Origin of the sequence: Mycobacterium sp. (assembly GCF_965229105.1) — a bacterium.
In the GTDB taxonomy this organism is placed as follows: domain Bacteria; phylum Actinomycetota; class Actinomycetes; order Mycobacteriales; family Mycobacteriaceae; genus Mycobacterium.
In genome coordinates, this window is sequence record NZ_OZ245858.1 from 2767691 (window position 1) to 2784774 (window position 17084).

Genomic DNA, 17084 nt, shown 5'->3' on the forward strand with positions numbered 1-17084 from the left:
CAGGATGTTAGTCTATACACGGACTAACAGACTTTTCAAGCACGTACGCGCAAATCTGGCAAAGTTCAACGCCGGGTAGCCGAGGCGCACGCGGTTCACCTGATGCAGTGGGCTCCAGCCCCGCCCCGACCGTTCTAGGGGTCCGTCGTCCTAAAGCCCTGCACTGTCGCTGCACCGCTGCCGAGTACCGACCGGTGGATCGGGCCGGTAACCCGATCGGCAGTGGCTCTCAAGCGACCAGCGGACGTGCTGGCCCGGCGCGTCGGGTGGGTGACTCGACGGCCCGAAGTTCAGGCCCGCCGCTGCCGGGCTCACCGCCGGAAAAGCGGTGGCGTCCAGTGCGGGAAAGTCGCGATGGAATTTCAGCAGGTCCGTGGAACGCATGGAGGCGAGCGCAGGCCGCAAAAGCCAAGGCGCGCAGGCTGTATGAGGAAGCTACCGTCCCCATGGCAAAGATTCAGATTGCGATGGTGCACGATGCTGAAACGCCGCCGCAGGTGAAGCTGAACGCGATCAAAGACATTGTGGGCCGCGGTGTCGGCGGTTGTTCTGTTGCGTATCTGCAGTTGCTGGCAGGCCATAGCCTGGGTGCATGCCTGCTCTTGACCCCCGTGACCGGGTACAGCGTTTCGTCCTCCGCGCCCGAAAGATGATGGCGCACTCCTTGGTGCGTGAGAATTTCGATCTCCTGAACGATCTCGCTGCAGGCACGTACAAGGCCACCATCGAGGTGAGAGACATCTCGCCAGCCGCCGTCGCCCGGGCGAACCGGCAGCACCCCGGAGCCTCCTTGCCGCCAAACACCCACCCCCACACCTACGCGAGCCTGTGCGTCGCCGCAGGTATCCCGATGTTCGAAATCAGCCGGTTCATGGGACATGCGAAGCCGAGCACGACGGAGACCGTGTATGCGCACCTGCTACGCGACGACCACAGCACCGCAATGGCTGCGCTCGGTGCGATTGGAGCGCCAACCATGCGGAATGTCGTACACCTTCGGCGCTAGAACGGCGGGGTCATGTCTTCTAGTCGGGCCACGAACCTGCGCAGAGCGGGGTCGCCGTCCGTGATCTGTCGCAATTTCGAGACAGCCTCCCATTCGATTTCACGCTTTTCGAAGTAGACCAGCTCAAGCATCTCAATCAAGGTCCGCCGGATTGTGCTATCCCGCGTCTTAGATGGACCTCTCTCGAAGGGGTTTTCCATCTTGCGGAGTCGGAGATCGATGCGCTCGACGGCCTCGCCGATTTGAGCAAGTTCCTGCCCCCGAGGGTCCGTCGACTGCTCAAGTTGCTGCCTGTTCACTGCATGGGTAACGGGTGACTGGATAGGAGCGCCCCCTTCGATGTCCTTGACCATGTTCTGCAACGTCTCTTTAGCTTTCGCCGCACTCTCAAGATCCTTATGATTGACAAAGATTGTTCGGTAAGCCCGCACATCGAACGGGATATCCTCGCCATCTTCGATCAGTTGAACGTAGGGCTTTCTGAATGAGTGCCGGATAGCAAGCTCGTAGAACACATTCGCGTTGTGACCAGTGAGATCGGCAATCAATAGGTCTGCTTCTATGAGATCTCCGACGATTTGGGTCGTGATCTCCCCTGACTTGTCGATCTCGTCCGCACGGCGAGTTTCATACCCGAGAGGGATCAGCGCCTCATCGATGATGTAACGCTTAACAAGGTCGCTGCGCCTTCGGCTGTCGCTGCCGGTCGCGCCAATCGGTGAAGCGATGAAGCACACCTTGGCACCGAACAACGTGCCAGTGTCTTCGTTCGCCTGTGGTTCTGCTTCGATGTCGTGCGTGTCGTCCCCCATGAGCTGAGATCATGCCAAACTCGCTCGTTTGCGTTGTGGTTTGTGGGTTCAGCCGCTGCCGTCCTTCGGTAAAGGAACAGGAAGCGGAGACACGAAAGTCGATCTAGCGGCAGAAATGACTCTGGGCGCTTCGTCTGGATTGCGCCTTGTTACCCAGGCGCAAAAAGCGAGCCACGAAGTCCAGCGGATTATGCGATAGCCGGTATACACCGCGACGGGAACAACCATAGGGTCAGTAAGCACGACAACCTCCAGGCACTGTTCCTGGTTGCGTCGGAACCAAGGGCCGTGCAGAGGTTGAGCGGACAAAACAGGCCGATCGCCTTCGAGCACTGCCGACGCTGTGCTCATCCCTTTCGAGTCACCTGGACTCGTCCGGTACCTCTGGGTCTCCTGGACTCAGAGTGGGTACTACCCCGCCGGTTCGCAGGCCGGACGGTATGTCATTCCCGGCACATAGCACAGGACAGAACGACGACCCGACGATACCAGCAACGGGCACAAGCGTTCGATGTGGCAGTCGGCGGCGTGTCGCAGCAGACGGCGATCTGCACCTGACCTCAGAGAAACCGCTGATCCTGCAGGAGCAGGGCCAACCTGCGCGTTTACCCCAGAAACAAAAAACCGCCCTATCAGGGCGGTTCGTTGGAGCGGGCGACGGGAATCGAACCCGCGTAGCTAGTTTGGAAGACTAGGGCTCTACCATTGAGCTACGCCCGCGTGTATTACTCGAGCCACAATGTACGGCCCGCCGGAGAACATCTCCAAATAGGGGCCGTTCTCGACGTCACTGTGAATGTCGGTGCCGATATGGCCCGTGTCCGGTCATGCGCGTGGGGGCCGTAGGATGCCGTGGGCTTGTGAAGCGAGTTTGCGGCATCAAAAACGCAAGACATGCAGCACGGGGTGTAGCGCAGCTTGGTAGCGCATCCGCTTTGGGAGCGGAAGGCCGCAGGTTCAAATCCTGTCACCCCGACCAGCACGACCCTGTCCCCCGAACGCACAGATGAAGACAGCCAAGGAGTTACCCGTGAAGAGCACCGTCGAACAGTTGAGCCCCACCAGGGTTCGCATCAATGTGGAGGTGCCCTTCTCGGAGCTGCAGCCCGACTTCGATCGTGCCTACAAGCAGCTCGCCAAGCAGGTTCGGCTGCCCGGCTTCCGTCCGGGCAAGGCACCCGCGAAGCTGCTTGAGGCGCGCGTCGGTCGTGGTGCGGTGCTCGATCAGGTCGTCAACGACGCACTGCCGGCTCGCTACAGCCAGGCCGTCACCACCACCGAGATCAAGCCCTTGGGCCAGCCCGAGATCGAGATCACCAAGATCGAGGACGGCGAGCAGCTGGTCTTCACCGCCGAGGTCGACGTCCGGCCGGAGATCACCCTTCCTGACCTCAGCGAGCTGAAGATTTCGGTCGATCCCATCGTCATCGCCGATGAGGACATCGATACCGAACTGCAGAACCTGCGCGCGCGCTTCGGCACCCTGACCGGTGTTGAGCGTCCCGCCGCGGACGGCGACTTCGTCTCGATCGACCTGAGTGCCACCGTCGATGGCGAGGACGTGCCGGAAGCCAAGACCGAGGGCCTGTCCCACGAGGTCGGCTCGGGTCAGCTGATCGAGGGTCTCGACGAGGCGATCATCGGGCTGTCCTCCGGCGAGAGCAAGGTCTTCACCACCACCCTGGCCGCCGGCGAGCACGTCGGGCAGGAAGCCCAGGTCACCGTCACCGTCGGTTCGATCAAGGAGCGCGAGCTGCCTGAGGCCGACGATGAGTTCGCGCAGCTGGCCAGCGAGTTCGACACCATCGACGAGCTCAAGGAGAGCCTGTCCGAGCAGGTGCGTCGGCTCAAGAGCATCCAGCAGGCCGAGCAGATCCGCGACGCGGCCCTCGAAACGCTGCTCGACCAGGTCGAGGTCCCGCTGCCCGAGAAGATCGTCCAGGCCCAGATCGACGACACCGTGCACAACGCCATCCACGGCCTTGACCACGATGAGGCCAAGTTCGAAGAAGCACTCAAAGAACAGGGCAGCTCACGCGAAGAGTTCGACGCCGACGCCCGTAGCAGCGCCGAGAAGGCCGTCAAGACCCAGCTCCTGATGGATGCGATCGCTGACGATCTCGATATCCAGGTCGGCCAGAACGATCTGACCGAGCGCCTGGTGCTGATGTCGCGGCAGTACGGCATCGAACCGCAGCAGCTGCTGCAGGTCCTGCAGGAGAACAACCAGCTGCCCGCCATGTTCGCCGATGTGCGCCGCGGCCTGACCGTCGCCGCCGTCGTCGAGGCCGCCACGGTCAGCGATACCGACGGCAATGTCATCGACACCAGCGAGTTCTTCGGGTCGCCGACGACCGAGGCGGATATCGCCGAAGCGCTGCAGGCTGACGACGATGTGGAAGAGGCGCTCGAGGAGGCCGACCTCATCGAGGATGAGGCCGACCAGGATGCCGATGTCGCCGAATCCGACGCCGAGGCAGCCGACGCGAAGTGACGCTGTGAGCGAAAGCGCGCTCCTGTGGGAGTGCGCTTCGCTGGTGTTTGGTTAGTGTCGATTAGACGAAGGCGGACGCCAGCTCGTCCGTAACACAAGAAAGCAGGTAACCGGTTGTGAGTGACATGCGATCTGGTTCGGGGCTCAACCTGACCGATTCGGTCTTTGAACGGTTGCTGTCCGAGCGCATCATCTTTTTGGGGTCACAGGTTGACGACGAGATCGCCAACCGGCTGTGCGCACAGATTCTGCTGCTGGCCGCCGAAGATCCCACCAAGGACATCAACCTCTACATCAACTCGCCTGGCGGCTCGATCAGCGCCGGCATGGCGATCTACGACACGATGGTCCTCGCGCCGTGTGATGTGGCGACCTACGCGATGGGAATGGCCGCTTCGATGGGCGAGTTCCTGTTGGCCGCAGGCACCAAGGGCAAGCGGTTCGCCCTGCCGCACGCCCGCATCCTGATGCACCAGCCCTTGGGTGGTGTCACCGGTAGCGCGACCGATATCGCTATTCAGGCCGAGCAGTTCGCGGTCATCAAGAAGGAAATGTTCCGGCTCAACGCCGAATTCACCGGCCAGACGCTGGAACGTATCGAGGCCGACTCGGATCGTGACCGTTGGTTCACTGCCCCCGAGGCCCTTGAGTACGGCTTCGTCGACCACATCATCACCCGCGCCCACCTCAACGGGAGTGCCTCATGACCAACCCCATTCACCCCTCTCTGGACGCCCGGGTGCAGCCGCAGGCTCGGTACATCCTCCCGTCCTTCATCGAGCACTCCAGCTTCGGTATGAAGGAATCCAACCCCTACAACAAGCTGTTCGAGGAACGCATCATCTTCCTCGGCGTGCAGGTCGACGACGCGTCGGCCAACGACATCATGGCCCAGCTGCTGGTGCTGGAGTCGTTGGATCCCGACCGCGACATCACCATGTACATCAACTCGCCTGGTGGCTCGTTCACGTCGCTGATGGCGATCTACGACACCATGCAGTACGTACGCGCCGACATCCAGACGGTGTGCCTTGGCCAGGCGGCGTCGGCCGCAGCGGTGCTGCTGGCCGCCGGTACCCCCGGCAAGCGGCTCGCGCTGCCGAACGCCCGCGTGTTGATCCACCAACCTTCTCTCGGTGGCGTCATTCAGGGCCAGTTCTCCGACCTGGAGATCCAGGCCGCTGAGATCGAGCGGATGCGCACCCTGATGGAAGTGACACTGGCCAATCACACCGGCCGGACACCGGAGCAGATTCGCAAGGACACCGATCGCGACAAGATCCTGACGGCCGCGGCGGCCAAGGAATACGGGATCATCGACACGGTGCTGGAGTACCGGAAGTTGTCCGCTCAGAACGCGTAAAACTGCTCGGCGCCCCCCACTAGACGTGACCCAGTGGGGGCGCCGCGCATCCCGGTTCGGTAAAGCCAGCGACACGCCAGAGACACGGCCGCGCGTTGCGGGCGCCCGGAACCGAAACAGGGGATATGTTTTGGCGACAAACGAATACCACCGACGCTATTCGCTTTATCGGTCGCCCCTCGCGCGAAGATACGGGTAGCGTCGGAACAGGATCGAGTAGAAACCGACACTCCGGTGAAGTTGTCCGGCGGACAGGAAGAAGAACCTACGCACCATGGCACGCATCGGAGACGGCGGTGACTTGCTCAAGTGCTCGTTCTGCGGAAAGAGCCAGAAGCAGGTCAAGAAGCTCATTGCGGGCCCTGGCGTATACATCTGTGACGAGTGCATAGACCTCTGCAACGAGATCATCGAAGAGGAGCTGGCCGACGCTGATGACGTCAAACTCGACGAACTGCCCAAGCCCGCGGAGATCCGCGAGTTCCTTGAGGGCTACGTCATCGGGCAGGACACGGCCAAGCGCACACTCGCTGTAGCGGTTTACAACCACTACAAGCGCATCCAGGCTCAGGAGAAATCGCGCGACTCCCGCGCCGAGCCCGTCGAGTTGGCCAAGTCCAACATCTTGATGCTCGGCCCGACCGGCTGCGGTAAGACCTACCTGGCTCAGACGTTGGCCAAGATGCTCAATGTCCCGTTCGCCATCGCCGACGCGACGGCACTGACCGAGGCCGGCTATGTCGGTGAGGACGTCGAGAACATCCTGCTCAAGCTGATCCAGGCCGCCGATTACGACGTCAAGCGCGCCGAGACCGGCATCATCTACATCGACGAGGTCGACAAGATCGCCCGCAAGAGCGAGAACCCGTCGATCACCCGCGACGTCTCCGGTGAAGGCGTGCAGCAGGCCCTGTTGAAGATCCTCGAAGGCACGCAGGCCTCGGTGCCGCCGCAGGGCGGACGCAAGCATCCGCACCAGGAGTTCATCCAGATCGACACCACCAACGTGTTGTTCATCGTCGCCGGCGCGTTCGCCGGGCTCGAGCGCATCGTCTCCGACCGGGTCGGCAAGCGTGGCCTCGGCTTCGGTGCCGAGGTGCGCTCCAAGGCCGAGATCGACACCCAGGACCACTTCGCCGAGGTCATGCCCGAGGACCTGATCAAGTTCGGGCTGATCCCCGAGTTCATCGGCCGCCTGCCGGTGGTGGCATCGGTGACCAACCTGGACAAGGAATCCCTGGTCACCATCCTGTCGGAGCCGAAGAACGCGCTGGTCAAGCAGTACAACCGGCTGTTCGAGATGGACGGTGTCGAGCTGGAGTTCACTCCAGAGGCACTGGATGCCATCGCCGATCAGGCCATCCACCGCGGCACCGGTGCCCGCGGCCTGCGCGCGATCATGGAAGAAGTCCTGCTACCGGTGATGTATGACATCCCCAGCCGCGATGACGTCGCCAAGGTCGTCGTGACCAAGGAGACCGTGCAGGACAACGTGCTTCCGACCATCGTGCCGCGCAAGCCGACCCGCAGCGAGCGTCGCGACAAGAGCGCATAACTCGCCTCACATTCGTCGAGATCGACATCAGGGCTGCGATTCCTTGCGGAGGATCGCAGCCCTGATGTCTTTTTCGGTGCGATTGCGCGGGGTCAGCGTGCGGCAGGGTTGCGTTCGCGTACGAGTTCGTCGACGAGCGCACCGATTTCGGCAACCCCGTCCCGGCGCGCATACGCGGATTCAAGCTCACGGGCCCGGCGCAGATAGTCCGGGTTGTCCAGGATGTCCCGTACCGCGCGGCGGACCTGCGCAGCCGACGGGGTTCCGGTGCGCAGATTGATGCCGACCCCCGCCCATTCGGTTCGGGCGGCGACCTCGGGCTTGTCCTCGGTGTTGCCCGCCACCACCAGAGGCACACCAGTGGCCAGCGCTCGCTGCACTGCGCCGAAGCCACCGTTGGTCACCATGACGTCGACCTTGGGCAACAGTTCGTGGTGCGGAATGTATTCGGCAACATAGGTATTGCGCGGGAGTCGGTTGCTGATGCTGAGCTCACTGACATCACGACCGCCGGTGGTGGCGACGACGATGACGTCTTCATCGCGCAGCGCCTCGATGGTCGGTTCCAGAAGCCGGCCGAGATCGGCGTTGTCGATAGTGCCTTGCGTGACATGCACGATGGGCCGGTCCGTGTCGAGTTCCGACCACCAGGGTGGCGGACGGAATCCGCGCGCCGGTGCGGGATGCACGGCCCCGACATAGCGGACATTGGCAGGCAGGTCGCTGCGCGGATAGTCGAATTCGGGAACGGTCGGTGCGATGTAGCGGTCCGCCAGCGTCCCGGCATCGAGAACGAACATGGGCAGCTTCTTTGCGTTCAGGCGATCGAGCTCACGGTTGGCGGCGTTGTGGCAGTCACGCAGGAGAACCTTGTGGGACAACAGGTTCAGTGCCCGATTCCGCATGCGACCCAGTGCTGTCGACGACGGGGCAAGACCCACACCGAACGGCGCGGTATCGCAACTGCTCACCATCAGCGGTGTGGTGGAGTACATCAGCACCGGTGGTCGCTGGGAGGCTTCCCCAAGCAGGAACGGCAGGATCCCGAAAAACCCGGCGTCGACAATGATCGCGTCGAACTGGGTCTCTTTCATGACCTGAGCCAACGCCGCGGTCTGGTATCGCATCGGCGCGAGAAACAGGTGCTCGATATCGAAGTTCACCCGCTTGATCCCGGTGGTCGCTGCGCGGGCCGGCAGGTCGATGTCGAGACGGCTTTCGTCGAATTCGGCCTCTGCCGGCAAGGCGTAAGCCCGGGCACCGACCGCGCGGATTTTGGCCGCGTGGCGCTTGGCGGTGAGAAAGCTGACCCGGTCGCCGCGGTCGATCAGACCTTCTGCGACGTTGAGCAGCGGACCGAAATGGCCGACCGGTTGCATGGCGGCAATGAGAATCTCTGCCATCGTTGGCTCCTTGGATAAATGTGATTTCCGTCGGAGTCGATGGTCGTGGAGGTGGGGGTGGTCGAGCTTGGAGGATGGGTGGAGATCGGGTGGAGATTGTTGGTAGAGGGCTAGGCGCTCAGTGCGTGATGCGATCGGGCCGGCTGTAGACGTTCATCGAGTCGCCACGCAGGAATGCCACCAGGGTCAGCCCGGACTGGGTGGCCAGGTCGACCGATAGCGATGACGGTGCGGACACCGCAGCCAGGATCGGGATGCCTGCCATGACCGCCTTCTGGGTGAGCTCGAAGGAGGCTCGACCGCTGACCAGTAACACGGTGCCGGACAATGGCACTCGGTCCGCTTCCAGTGCCCAACCGATGACTTTGTCCACCGCGTTATGGCGGCCGATATCTTCCCGCACCGCCAACATGGTTCCGTCTGCGCTGAACAGCGCCGCCCCGTGTAGGCCGCCGGTGCTGTTGAAGACCTTCTGCGCCTGACGAAGTTGGTCGGGCATCGCGGTGAGGGTTTTCACCTCGACCCGAGCCGGGTCGTCGCCAGGACCCCACTGGCTGATTTGGGTGATGGCATCGATCGAGGATTTACCGCACACGCCGCACGACGACGTGGTGTAAAAGTTGCGGGTGACATCCAGCGACGGTGTGGCCACCCCCTCGGCGAGGGTGACGTCCAGGACGTTATAGGTGTTCATCCCGTCGTCGCCGGTGCCACGGCAGTATTGGACCCTTGACACCTGATCCCGGTGGGTGATGATGCCCTCGGTGAGCAGAAACCCCTGAGCGAGTTCGAAATCCGCGCCGGGGGTACGCATGGTCACCGTTGTGGCCGAGCCGTTGATCCTGATCTCCAGCGGCTCTTCGACAACGAGGGTCTCCGGGCGCATCACCGCCTGGCCGGCAGTCAGGTGACTGACCCGTCGGCGCGCGGTCACCCTACCCACCGCTGACCGCCTCCAGCCGGATGACGACGGCCTTGGACACCGGCGTATTCGACCTGGCCGCAACGTGATCCAGTGCGACCAGTGAATTGGTTTCCGGATAGTAGGCGGCCGCATTGCCCACCGGGGTGGAGTACTCCACGATCATGAAGTCCTTGGCCCGTCGCTCCTCGACATGTCCGGTGCTGTCGGGGAATTCGGAGACAAGGTCGACCCGGTCACCTGCGGTCAGCCCGAACCGGGCGATATCAGCCGGGTTGACGAACACCACCCGCCTGCCGCCCTTCACGCCACGGTAACGGTCGTCGAGCCCGTAGATGGTGGTGTTGTACTGGTCATGGCTGCGCAGGGTCTGCAAGATCAGCCGACCCTCGGGCACCGGCAACCATTCCAGCGGGTTGACCGCAAAGTTGGCTTTGCCTGTGCTGGTATGGAACTCACGCGAATCTCGGGGCGGGTGGGGGAGCTGGAAACCGTCGGGTTGGCGCACCTTCCGGTTGTAATCGGCGCACCCGGGAACTACTGCGGCGATGGCGTCGCGGACGCGGTCGTAATCGGCCGGGAACTTCTCCCATGGCACCGGGTGGTCGTGGCCCAGCACCGCGCGGGCCAACTGCGAGACGATGGCCACCTCGCTGCGGACCTCCGGTCCCGGCGGTTGCAGACTGCCGCGGGACAGATGCACCATCGACATCGAATCCTCAACGGATACCTGCTGTTTGACACCGGACTGTAGGTCCTTATCGGTGCGGCCGAGCGACGGCAGGATCAGCGCCGTGGTGCCGTGCACGATATGGCTGCGGTTGAGTTTGGTGGAGATCTGCACGGTCAGTGAGCAACTGCGCAGGGCAGCTTCGGTGACCTCGGTATCCGGCGTCGCCATGGCGAAGTTGCCGCCCATGCCGACGAACACCGAGGCGCGCCCGTCGCGCATCGCCCGGATCGCGTCGACGGTGTCCATCCCGTGTTTGCGCGGGGAGACGATGCCGAACTCGGTGTCGAGCGCGGCCAGGAACGTCTCGGGCATCTGCTCCCAGATGCCCATGGTGCGGTCACCCTGGACGTTGGAGTGCCCGCGCACCGGGCACAGGCCTGCACCGGGTTTGCCGATCATGCCGCGCATCAGCAGCACGTTGGTGATCTCGGAGATCATCGCGACGGCGTGGCGGTGTTGGGTCAGACCCATCGCCCAACAGGCGACGGTGCGATCCGATGCGATGAACATCTGCGCCACGCGCTGGAGCTGCTCACGGTCGATACCCGTGGCCTCAAGGACGGTGTCGATATCGACAGCTCTGGTCTGAGCTTCGTAGGCCTCGAAGTTGGCGCAATGGGTGGCGACGAAGTCGCGGTCGATGATGGTGCCGGGGGCCCGGTCGTCGGCCTCGAACAGCAAGCGACCGATGCCGGCGAACAGGGCCATGTCGCCGCCGAGGCGGATCTGCACGAATTCGTCGGCGATACCGATGCCGTGCCCGATCACCCCATGCACCTTTTGCGGGTCCTTGAACCGCATCAGGCCGGCTTCGGGCAGCGGGTTGATCGCGATGATCTTTGCGCCGTTCTCCTTGGCCTTCTCCAGCACCGACAGCATTCGGGGATGATTGGTGCCGGGGTTCTGCCCGGCGATGACGATGAGGTCGGCCAGTTCGAGATCCTCGACGGTGACCGAACCCTTACCGATGCCGATCGAGTCGCTCAGCGACGTGCCCGACGACTCGTGGCACATGTTCGAACAGTCCGGCAGGTTGTTGGTGCCGAAGCTGCGCACCAGCAATTGGTAGAGGAAAGCGGCCTCGTTGCTGGTACGTCCCGAGGTATAGAAGACCGCTTCGTCGGGGCTGTCGAGCGCGTTGAGGTGCGTGGCGATCACGTGAAAGGCGTGCTCCCAGCTGATCGGCTCTTAGTGGTCGCTATCTGCTCGCAACACCATCGGATGGGTCAGTCGGCCCTGTTGGCTGAGCCAGTATTCGGGTCGCTGGGCCAGATCGGCAACGGAGTGCCTGGCGAAAAAGTCGGGAGTGACAACGCGTTTGGTGGCCTCCTCGGCGACCGCCTTGGCCCCGTTTTCGCAGAACTCGGCGAACTTGCGCCCGCCGTGCTCCTCCGGCCACGCGCAGCCAGGACAGTCGAACCCCTTTTGCTGGTTCAACCGGATCAGGGCGGCCGCGGTGCGCAACGGTCCCATCGATGTCACACCGCGTTGCAGCGACACCATCACGGCTTTCACCCCGGCCGCTTCGTGCTCGGCACCGGTGCTGACAACCGCGTGTTCGTCATAGGTCACTGCGATGTCTTGAGTGACATCGCGGCCAGTCAGTCGGCGCCGAATTCCCATGGCTTCTAATCTATGCCGGTACGTCGATGATCTGAACCACGCCTGCTGTGACACCCGCGACGAACAGTCTCCCGGTGGTCGCGTCGACGCCGAGCGTGTAGGGGTTCTGCACGGTTGGGATTCGTTGCACCTCCCGCGGCCGCGGATCGGTCATGTCGTAACCGATGACTTCGTTGGTGCCCGATGACGCCACCCATAGCCGGTCGCGCACCGGGTCGTAGGCGATGCCGTAGGGGCCGCCGGGCTGGGGAACAGTGGCGAGCTCGCGGGGTTCGGTGCTGAAGACCCGCACAGCATCCCCGCGGGTGTCGGCGGCGATCAGACGACCGTGCTTATCGGCCACCAGATGGGTGGGGCCCGCACCGGCTTGCGTCGACCCGACGATCGTCAGCGACTCGGTGTCATAGACGGTGAGATCGTTCTTCCTGACGTCCAGCAGCCCCATTGCGGTGCCGACGGGGGCCAGCCCGGCAGGTTGCACGCTGTCGGTGAACACCTTCACGATCTGATCGCCGCGCAGCACCGTGACCGTGCCGCCGTGCTCGTTGGCGACGAAGACGGTGCCATCGGGGGCTTCGGAGGCATCGTGGGGCACGGTGCCGGTGATGATCTGTGGCTCGGCCCGTCCGTCGGGCAGCTCGACCCGAACCAGGGCGTTGGCGCTTTCGACGGGCACCAGCACGGGACCGCCGGGCGCGGCCAACTGCAGATGTCGCACCACCCCTGGTAGCGGGGTGCGGCCCCGGACTGCCCCGGTGTCGGCGTCGAGCAGGACGAGTTCATTCGGATTCCTGGTCGCGACGGCGACGGTGCGGGTCACCGCGTCGACGACGACGCCCTCGGGGGCCTGGCCGACCGGTACGAGCCGGCCGGGGATTGGCCCGGTCGGCGCGGGCGCGTTCTGCGGCTCGGCTGGTGGCGGCAAGTTATCGGCCGGCGGGCGAGAACCCTCGGTGGGCACCCCGCTCGGCAGCAAGCCTGTTGTCGTAGGGGGAGTGGGGCTCTGTCCGGCAACCGGCTGCGGTGAGGCGCAACCCGCCAGGAAAATGGCCACAATTATTACTGTGGCGAATCGTCGGGTGACCATTACTACTCGATACCCGTTGTCGGGGCCGTTGACGCGTAGAGATAGCGAACTCTGCATTCTGTCGTTGACGCGCACGTAACAGAATCGGAACTCGACGTTTCTAGTGTGGGCCGGTCAGTGCCCGCGATCCACGGTGGGCGCATCGCACGAATAGGAACTCAATTGAGCGGAAATGCAGTTCGTCTCCAGGCGATCAACAACGTCGAGGCGTACGTGCCTCCCCCTATCAGCTTCGATCCCGGTGAGGCGCCCGGTGAGATCTTCGGCGCCAACGTCTTCACCCAGGCGGAGATGCGCTTGCGGCTGCCGAAGTCGGTCTTCAAGTCTGTCGTCGCGACCATCGAGAAGGGCGCCAAGCTCGACCCGGCCGTCGCCGACGCCGTCGCTTCGGTGATGAAGGACTGGGCGCTGTCCAAGGGTGCCACCCACTACGCACACGTCTTCTACCCCATGACCGGGCTGACCGCGGAGAAGCACGACAGCTTCCTCGATCCGGTCGGCGACGGGACCACGCTCGCCGAATTCGCGGGCAAGACTCTGATCCAGGGTGAGCCAGACGGCTCCAGCTTCCCCTCGGGTGGCCTGCGCAGCACGTTCGAAGCGCGCGGTTACACCGGCTGGGACGTCACCAGCCCGGCCTACATCCTGGAAAACCCCAACGGCAACACCCTGTGCATCCCGACGGTCTTCGTGTCGATGACCGGTGAAGCACTCGACTACAAGACCCCGCTGCTGCGCAGCCAGCAGGCGATGGGCGCGCAGGCCGAACGCATCCTGAAGCTGTTCGGGCACAAGGATTTCGATCACATCGTGTCCTTCTGTGGACCCGAGCAGGAGTACTTCCTAGTCGACAGGCACTTCTTCCTGGCGCGCCCGGACCTGATCAACTCCGGCCGCACGCTGTTCGGTGCAAAGCCGCCCAAGGGCCAGGAGTTCGACGACCACTACTTCGGCGCCATCCCGGACCGGGTGCTGGCCTTCATGATGGACACCGAGCGTGAACTGTTCAAGCTCGGCATCCCGGCCAAGACCCGGCACAACGAGGTCGCGCCCGGCCAGTTCGAGATCGCGCCGATGTTCGAGCGGGCCAACATCGCCGCCGACCATCAGCAGCTGTTGATGACGACGTTCAAGGCCATCGCCAAGAAGCACGGCATGGAATGCCTGATGCACGAGAAGCCGTTCGCCGGCGTCAACGGATCGGGTAAGCACGTCAACTTCTCCTTGGGCAACGCGCAGTTCGGCAGCCTGTTGGTGCCCGGTGACACCCCGCACGAGAACGCGCAGTTCCTGGTGTTCTGTGCCGCGGTCATCCGCGCCGTGCACAAGTTCTCGGGCCTGTTGCGGGTGTCGGTGGCCTCGGCCACCAACGACCATCGCCTCGGCGCCAACGAGGCCCCGCCCGCGATCATCTCGATCTTCCTCGGCGATCAGCTGGCCGACGTGTTCGAGCAGATCGCCAAGGGTGCCGCTACGTCGTCCAAGGGCAAGGGCACCATGATCATGGGCGTCGACACGCTGCCTGCGCTGCCGACCGATCCGGGCGACCGCAACCGCACCAGCCCGTTCGCGTTCACCGGTAACCGCTTCGAGTTCCGCGCGCCCGGCTCGGGGCAGACCATCAACGTGCCGATGATCATCATCAACACGATCATGGCCGATTCGCTCGATTACATGGCGAGCTGGTTGGAGAAGGCCGTCGAAGGCGGCGAAGAGTTCGATATGGCCGTGCAGAAGCTGCTCACCGAGATCATCACCGAGCACGGTGCCGTGGTCTTCAACGGTGACGGCTACTCGGAGAACTGGCAGACCGAGGCAGCCGCCCGCGGGCTGCCGAACCTCAAGACCACCATCGATGCCATTCCGGAGCTGGTCAAGCCGGAGGCCATCGAGGTCTTCGAGAAGTACGGCGTCTTCAACTCACGAGAGCTGCACAGCCGCGAAGAGGTCCGCTACGAGACGTACATCCTGACCGTCGGCGTCGAGGCCAAGCTCACCCTGGAGATCGGCTCGACGGTGATTTTGCCTGCGGCCGTGCGCTACCAGACCGAGTTGGCCTCGAATGTCGCAACGCTCAAGGCGGCGGGGCTGGAGCCCGATCTGACGCTGCTGGAGTCTGTCAGCACGCCGATCTCCGAGCTCACGAGTGCACTGACTGCGCTCAAGACGGCGATGGGCGAGCACGGCGGCGAGACGGCGGCCGAGGAGGCAAAGCATGCGCAGAGCCTGCTGCCCCTGATGGACGCGGTCCGCGCGGCCGCTGACACGCTCGAAGGTGTGGTGGCCGACGACCTCTGGCCGCTGCCGACCTACCAGGAGATGCTCTACATCCTCTGAGTTCTCCGCGCGAACAGTCCCCCAGAGGGGGTACCCCCAGCAAAGGCCCCCTTTTCTCGGCGAAAAGGGGGCCTTTTGCGTCTGCTCGCGCAGAAGGCGGGCCGGTCAGCTGACCAGCGCCACCGAGTGGGCGCGCCGTAGCTTGCCCGACGGTGTCTTCGGGATGGTCCCCGGACCGAGCACCACGACGTTGCGCGGCCGCATATCGACCTCTGCGACCACCTCGTGGGCCACTTCATGTTTGATCCGACGGACCTCTCCGGCGTCTTCGAACGCATTGGATTCCACGGCCACCGCGAACGATTCCCTGGAATGACCGGCGTCGAGGCGGACGGCCACGGCGCACCCGGGTCGGACGCCGACGACGCGGCTGGCGGCGCGTTCCACATCGGTGGGAAAGACGTTGCGGCCGCCCATGATGATGACGTCCTTGATCCGGCCGCAGACCACGACGTGGCCGCGCTCGGTCAGGTAGCCCAGGTCGCCGGTGTTGAACCAACCCTGCCGGTCCTGGGTGGCGACATATCCGCCCATGGTGAGGTAGCCGCGGCTGAGCGGCTTTCCGCGCAGCTCGATGACCCCGACGCCGCGCGCGGGCAAGATGGTGCCCACCTCGTCGACGACGCGGGCCTCCAGATCGGCCAGTAGCGGTCCCAGCGTCGCCAATCGGATGGTGTTGCCCTTGGCTGCGGGGACCGCGCGGTGCAGCGCGCAGAGCATGTCGGCGTCGACCTCGTCGATGACCAGGCCGGCGGACAGCTCGGAGAAGGACACCGCGACCGTCGTCTCCGCCATACCGTAGGCAGGCAGGATCGCTTCGGGTTTCAGTCCGAACGGCGCACCGGCCGCACAGAGTTCCTCGACGTCTCCTGGATCGACAGGTTCAGCGCCGGAGAGCGCAAAGCGCAGGCTGGACAGATCGAATCCGCCCGGCGTGGTCTGTTTGCGCAGCCGCTTCGCCAGTAGCGCGTACGCGAAATTGGGCGCCGCTGTCATGGTGCCCTTGTACTTGTCAATCAGCTTGGCCCACAACAGAATATCGCGCAGGAAGTCCATCGGCGTGATCTTCACCAGCTCGGCGCCGAAGTACATCGGCACTGTCAGGTAACCGGTCATCCCCATATCGTGAAACAGCGGCAGCCAGCTCACGATCACATCGGTGTCCATATCGAACCCCGCCCCGACGAACATCGCCTCGGCATTCGACACCAGGTTGCTGTGGGTGATCTGAACGGCTTTGGGGGACCCGGTGGAGCCGGAGGTCAACTGCATCAGTGCCAGGTCGTCCTCGCCGGTTGCTACCGGGTCGATCGGGTCACCTGCCAGCAGTTCGGGTGCGGTCAGCACGGTGACCCCGCGCTCGGCGAGTACCGGAGCGGCGACCATGAAGGGTTCGGAGACGATGACCGCGCGGGCCGAAATCATGTCGATGACGTTGGCGGTGTCCTCGGCCCACTGCACCAGGTCGGTGCGAGGAGTGGGCTGATGCAGCATGGTCAAACTGGCGCCGCGCATCCACAGCCCCTGCGTGACCGGCGCGATCTCTACGGGTGCGCCCGCCAGTACGCCGACGGCGTCACCGGGCCCGACCCCCGCGGCGGCCAATGCGCCGGCCACCCGGCGGGCCCGCTGGTGAACTTCGCCCCAGGTCTGTCGAACAGGCGCCGAGGGTTCGCCGGTGACCAGTCCGTTGCGGCTGGTGCGGGCGTTTTCGTACATGGTTTCGGTGAATCTGCTCATGACTGCTGC

Annotated in this window: 12 protein-coding genes, 2 tRNA genes and 1 pseudogene; 7 read left to right on the top strand and 8 right to left on the bottom strand. The window is 63.8% G+C overall.

Features of this window, described 5'->3' with window-relative positions:
• Positions 1 to 150: 150 nt before the first annotated feature.
• On the bottom strand, positions 151 to 384 hold the full coding sequence (locus ADBZ9O_RS13130; RefSeq protein WP_526531857.1) for a hypothetical protein: 234 nt from the start codon (positions 382 to 384) through the stop codon (positions 151 to 153).
• Positions 385 to 592: 208 nt separating this feature from the next.
• Between ADBZ9O_RS13130 and ADBZ9O_RS13135 the strand changes: the two genes are divergently transcribed.
• Positions 593 to 1006 carry a hypothetical protein gene (locus ADBZ9O_RS13135; RefSeq protein ID WP_526531859.1) on the top strand — a complete coding sequence of 138 codons (414 nt, stop codon included), beginning with the start codon at positions 593 to 595 and terminating at the stop codon, positions 1004 to 1006.
• On the opposite strand, the gene ADBZ9O_RS13140 is transcribed toward ADBZ9O_RS13135, so the two are convergent.
• Positions 1003 to 1818: a hypothetical protein gene (locus tag ADBZ9O_RS13140; RefSeq protein WP_526531861.1), complete on the bottom strand. Its 816-nt coding sequence runs from the start codon at positions 1816 to 1818 to the stop codon at positions 1003 to 1005. The genes ADBZ9O_RS13135 and ADBZ9O_RS13140 overlap by 4 nt on opposite strands.
• Positions 1819 to 2464: 646 nt before the next feature.
• A tRNA-Gly gene (locus ADBZ9O_RS13145) sits at positions 2465 to 2538 on the bottom strand.
• Positions 2539 to 2720: 182 nt separating this feature from the next.
• Between ADBZ9O_RS13145 and ADBZ9O_RS13150 the strand changes: the two genes are divergently transcribed.
• The 5 genes from ADBZ9O_RS13150 to clpX all read left to right on the top strand — a co-directional run bounded on the left by ADBZ9O_RS13150 (position 2721) and on the right by clpX (position 7230).
• Positions 2721 to 2797 (top strand) — tRNA-Pro (locus ADBZ9O_RS13150).
• 51 nt (positions 2798 to 2848) lie between these two features.
• On the top strand, positions 2849 to 4312 hold the full coding sequence (gene tig / locus ADBZ9O_RS13155) for a trigger factor (protein ID WP_526531863.1): 1464 nt from the start codon (positions 2849 to 2851) through the stop codon (positions 4310 to 4312).
• A 125-nt stretch (positions 4313 to 4437) separates the two neighbouring features.
• The gene (locus ADBZ9O_RS13160) at positions 4438 to 5019 is read left to right on the top strand and encodes a ClpP family protease (RefSeq protein WP_526533120.1); all 582 of its coding nucleotides are present in this window, start codon (positions 4438 to 4440) and stop codon (positions 5017 to 5019) included.
• The gene (locus ADBZ9O_RS13165) at positions 5016 to 5675 is read left to right on the top strand and encodes a ClpP family protease (protein ID WP_526531865.1); all 660 of its coding nucleotides are present in this window, start codon (positions 5016 to 5018) and stop codon (positions 5673 to 5675) included. Before ADBZ9O_RS13160 ends, ADBZ9O_RS13165 begins: the two co-directional genes overlap by 4 nt.
• 274 nt (positions 5676 to 5949) lie before the next feature.
• The gene (clpX, locus tag ADBZ9O_RS13170; RefSeq protein WP_526531867.1) at positions 5950 to 7230 is read left to right on the top strand and encodes an ATP-dependent Clp protease ATP-binding subunit ClpX; all 1281 of its coding nucleotides are present in this window, start codon (positions 5950 to 5952) and stop codon (positions 7228 to 7230) included.
• Positions 7231 to 7322: 92 nt separating this feature from the next.
• On the opposite strand, the gene ADBZ9O_RS13175 is transcribed toward clpX, so the two are convergent.
• From ADBZ9O_RS13175 to ADBZ9O_RS13190, 4 genes and pseudogenes are all read right to left on the bottom strand, one after another.
• Entirely contained in the window at positions 7323 to 8633 is a 1311-nt protein-coding gene (locus tag ADBZ9O_RS13175) for a nucleotide disphospho-sugar-binding domain-containing protein (RefSeq protein WP_526531869.1), read from the bottom strand.
• Between the two features lie 118 nt (positions 8634 to 8751).
• Entirely contained in the window at positions 8752 to 9576 is an 825-nt protein-coding gene (gene fdhD, locus ADBZ9O_RS13180) for a formate dehydrogenase accessory sulfurtransferase FdhD (protein WP_526531871.1), read from the bottom strand.
• A pseudogene (locus tag ADBZ9O_RS13185) lies at positions 9569 to 11911 on the bottom strand (FdhF/YdeP family oxidoreductase). The gene fdhD and the pseudogene ADBZ9O_RS13185 overlap by 8 nt, the downstream one beginning before the upstream one ends.
• A 10-nt stretch (positions 11912 to 11921) precedes the next feature.
• Entirely contained in the window at positions 11922 to 12965 is a 1044-nt protein-coding gene (locus tag ADBZ9O_RS13190) for a YncE family protein (protein ID WP_526531872.1), read from the bottom strand.
• Positions 12966 to 13160: 195 nt separating this feature from the next.
• Here ADBZ9O_RS13190 and ADBZ9O_RS13195 point away from each other — a divergent pair, with 195 nt between their 5' ends.
• On the top strand, positions 13161 to 15335 hold the full coding sequence (locus ADBZ9O_RS13195; RefSeq protein WP_526531873.1) for a glutamine synthetase III family protein: 2175 nt from the start codon (positions 13161 to 13163) through the stop codon (positions 15333 to 15335).
• A gap of 105 nt (positions 15336 to 15440) precedes the next feature.
• On the opposite strand, the gene ADBZ9O_RS13200 is transcribed toward ADBZ9O_RS13195, so the two are convergent.
• Entirely contained in the window at positions 15441 to 17075 is a 1635-nt protein-coding gene (locus ADBZ9O_RS13200; protein WP_526531874.1) for a long-chain-fatty-acid--CoA ligase, read from the bottom strand.
• Positions 17076 to 17084 lie beyond the last annotated feature (9 nt).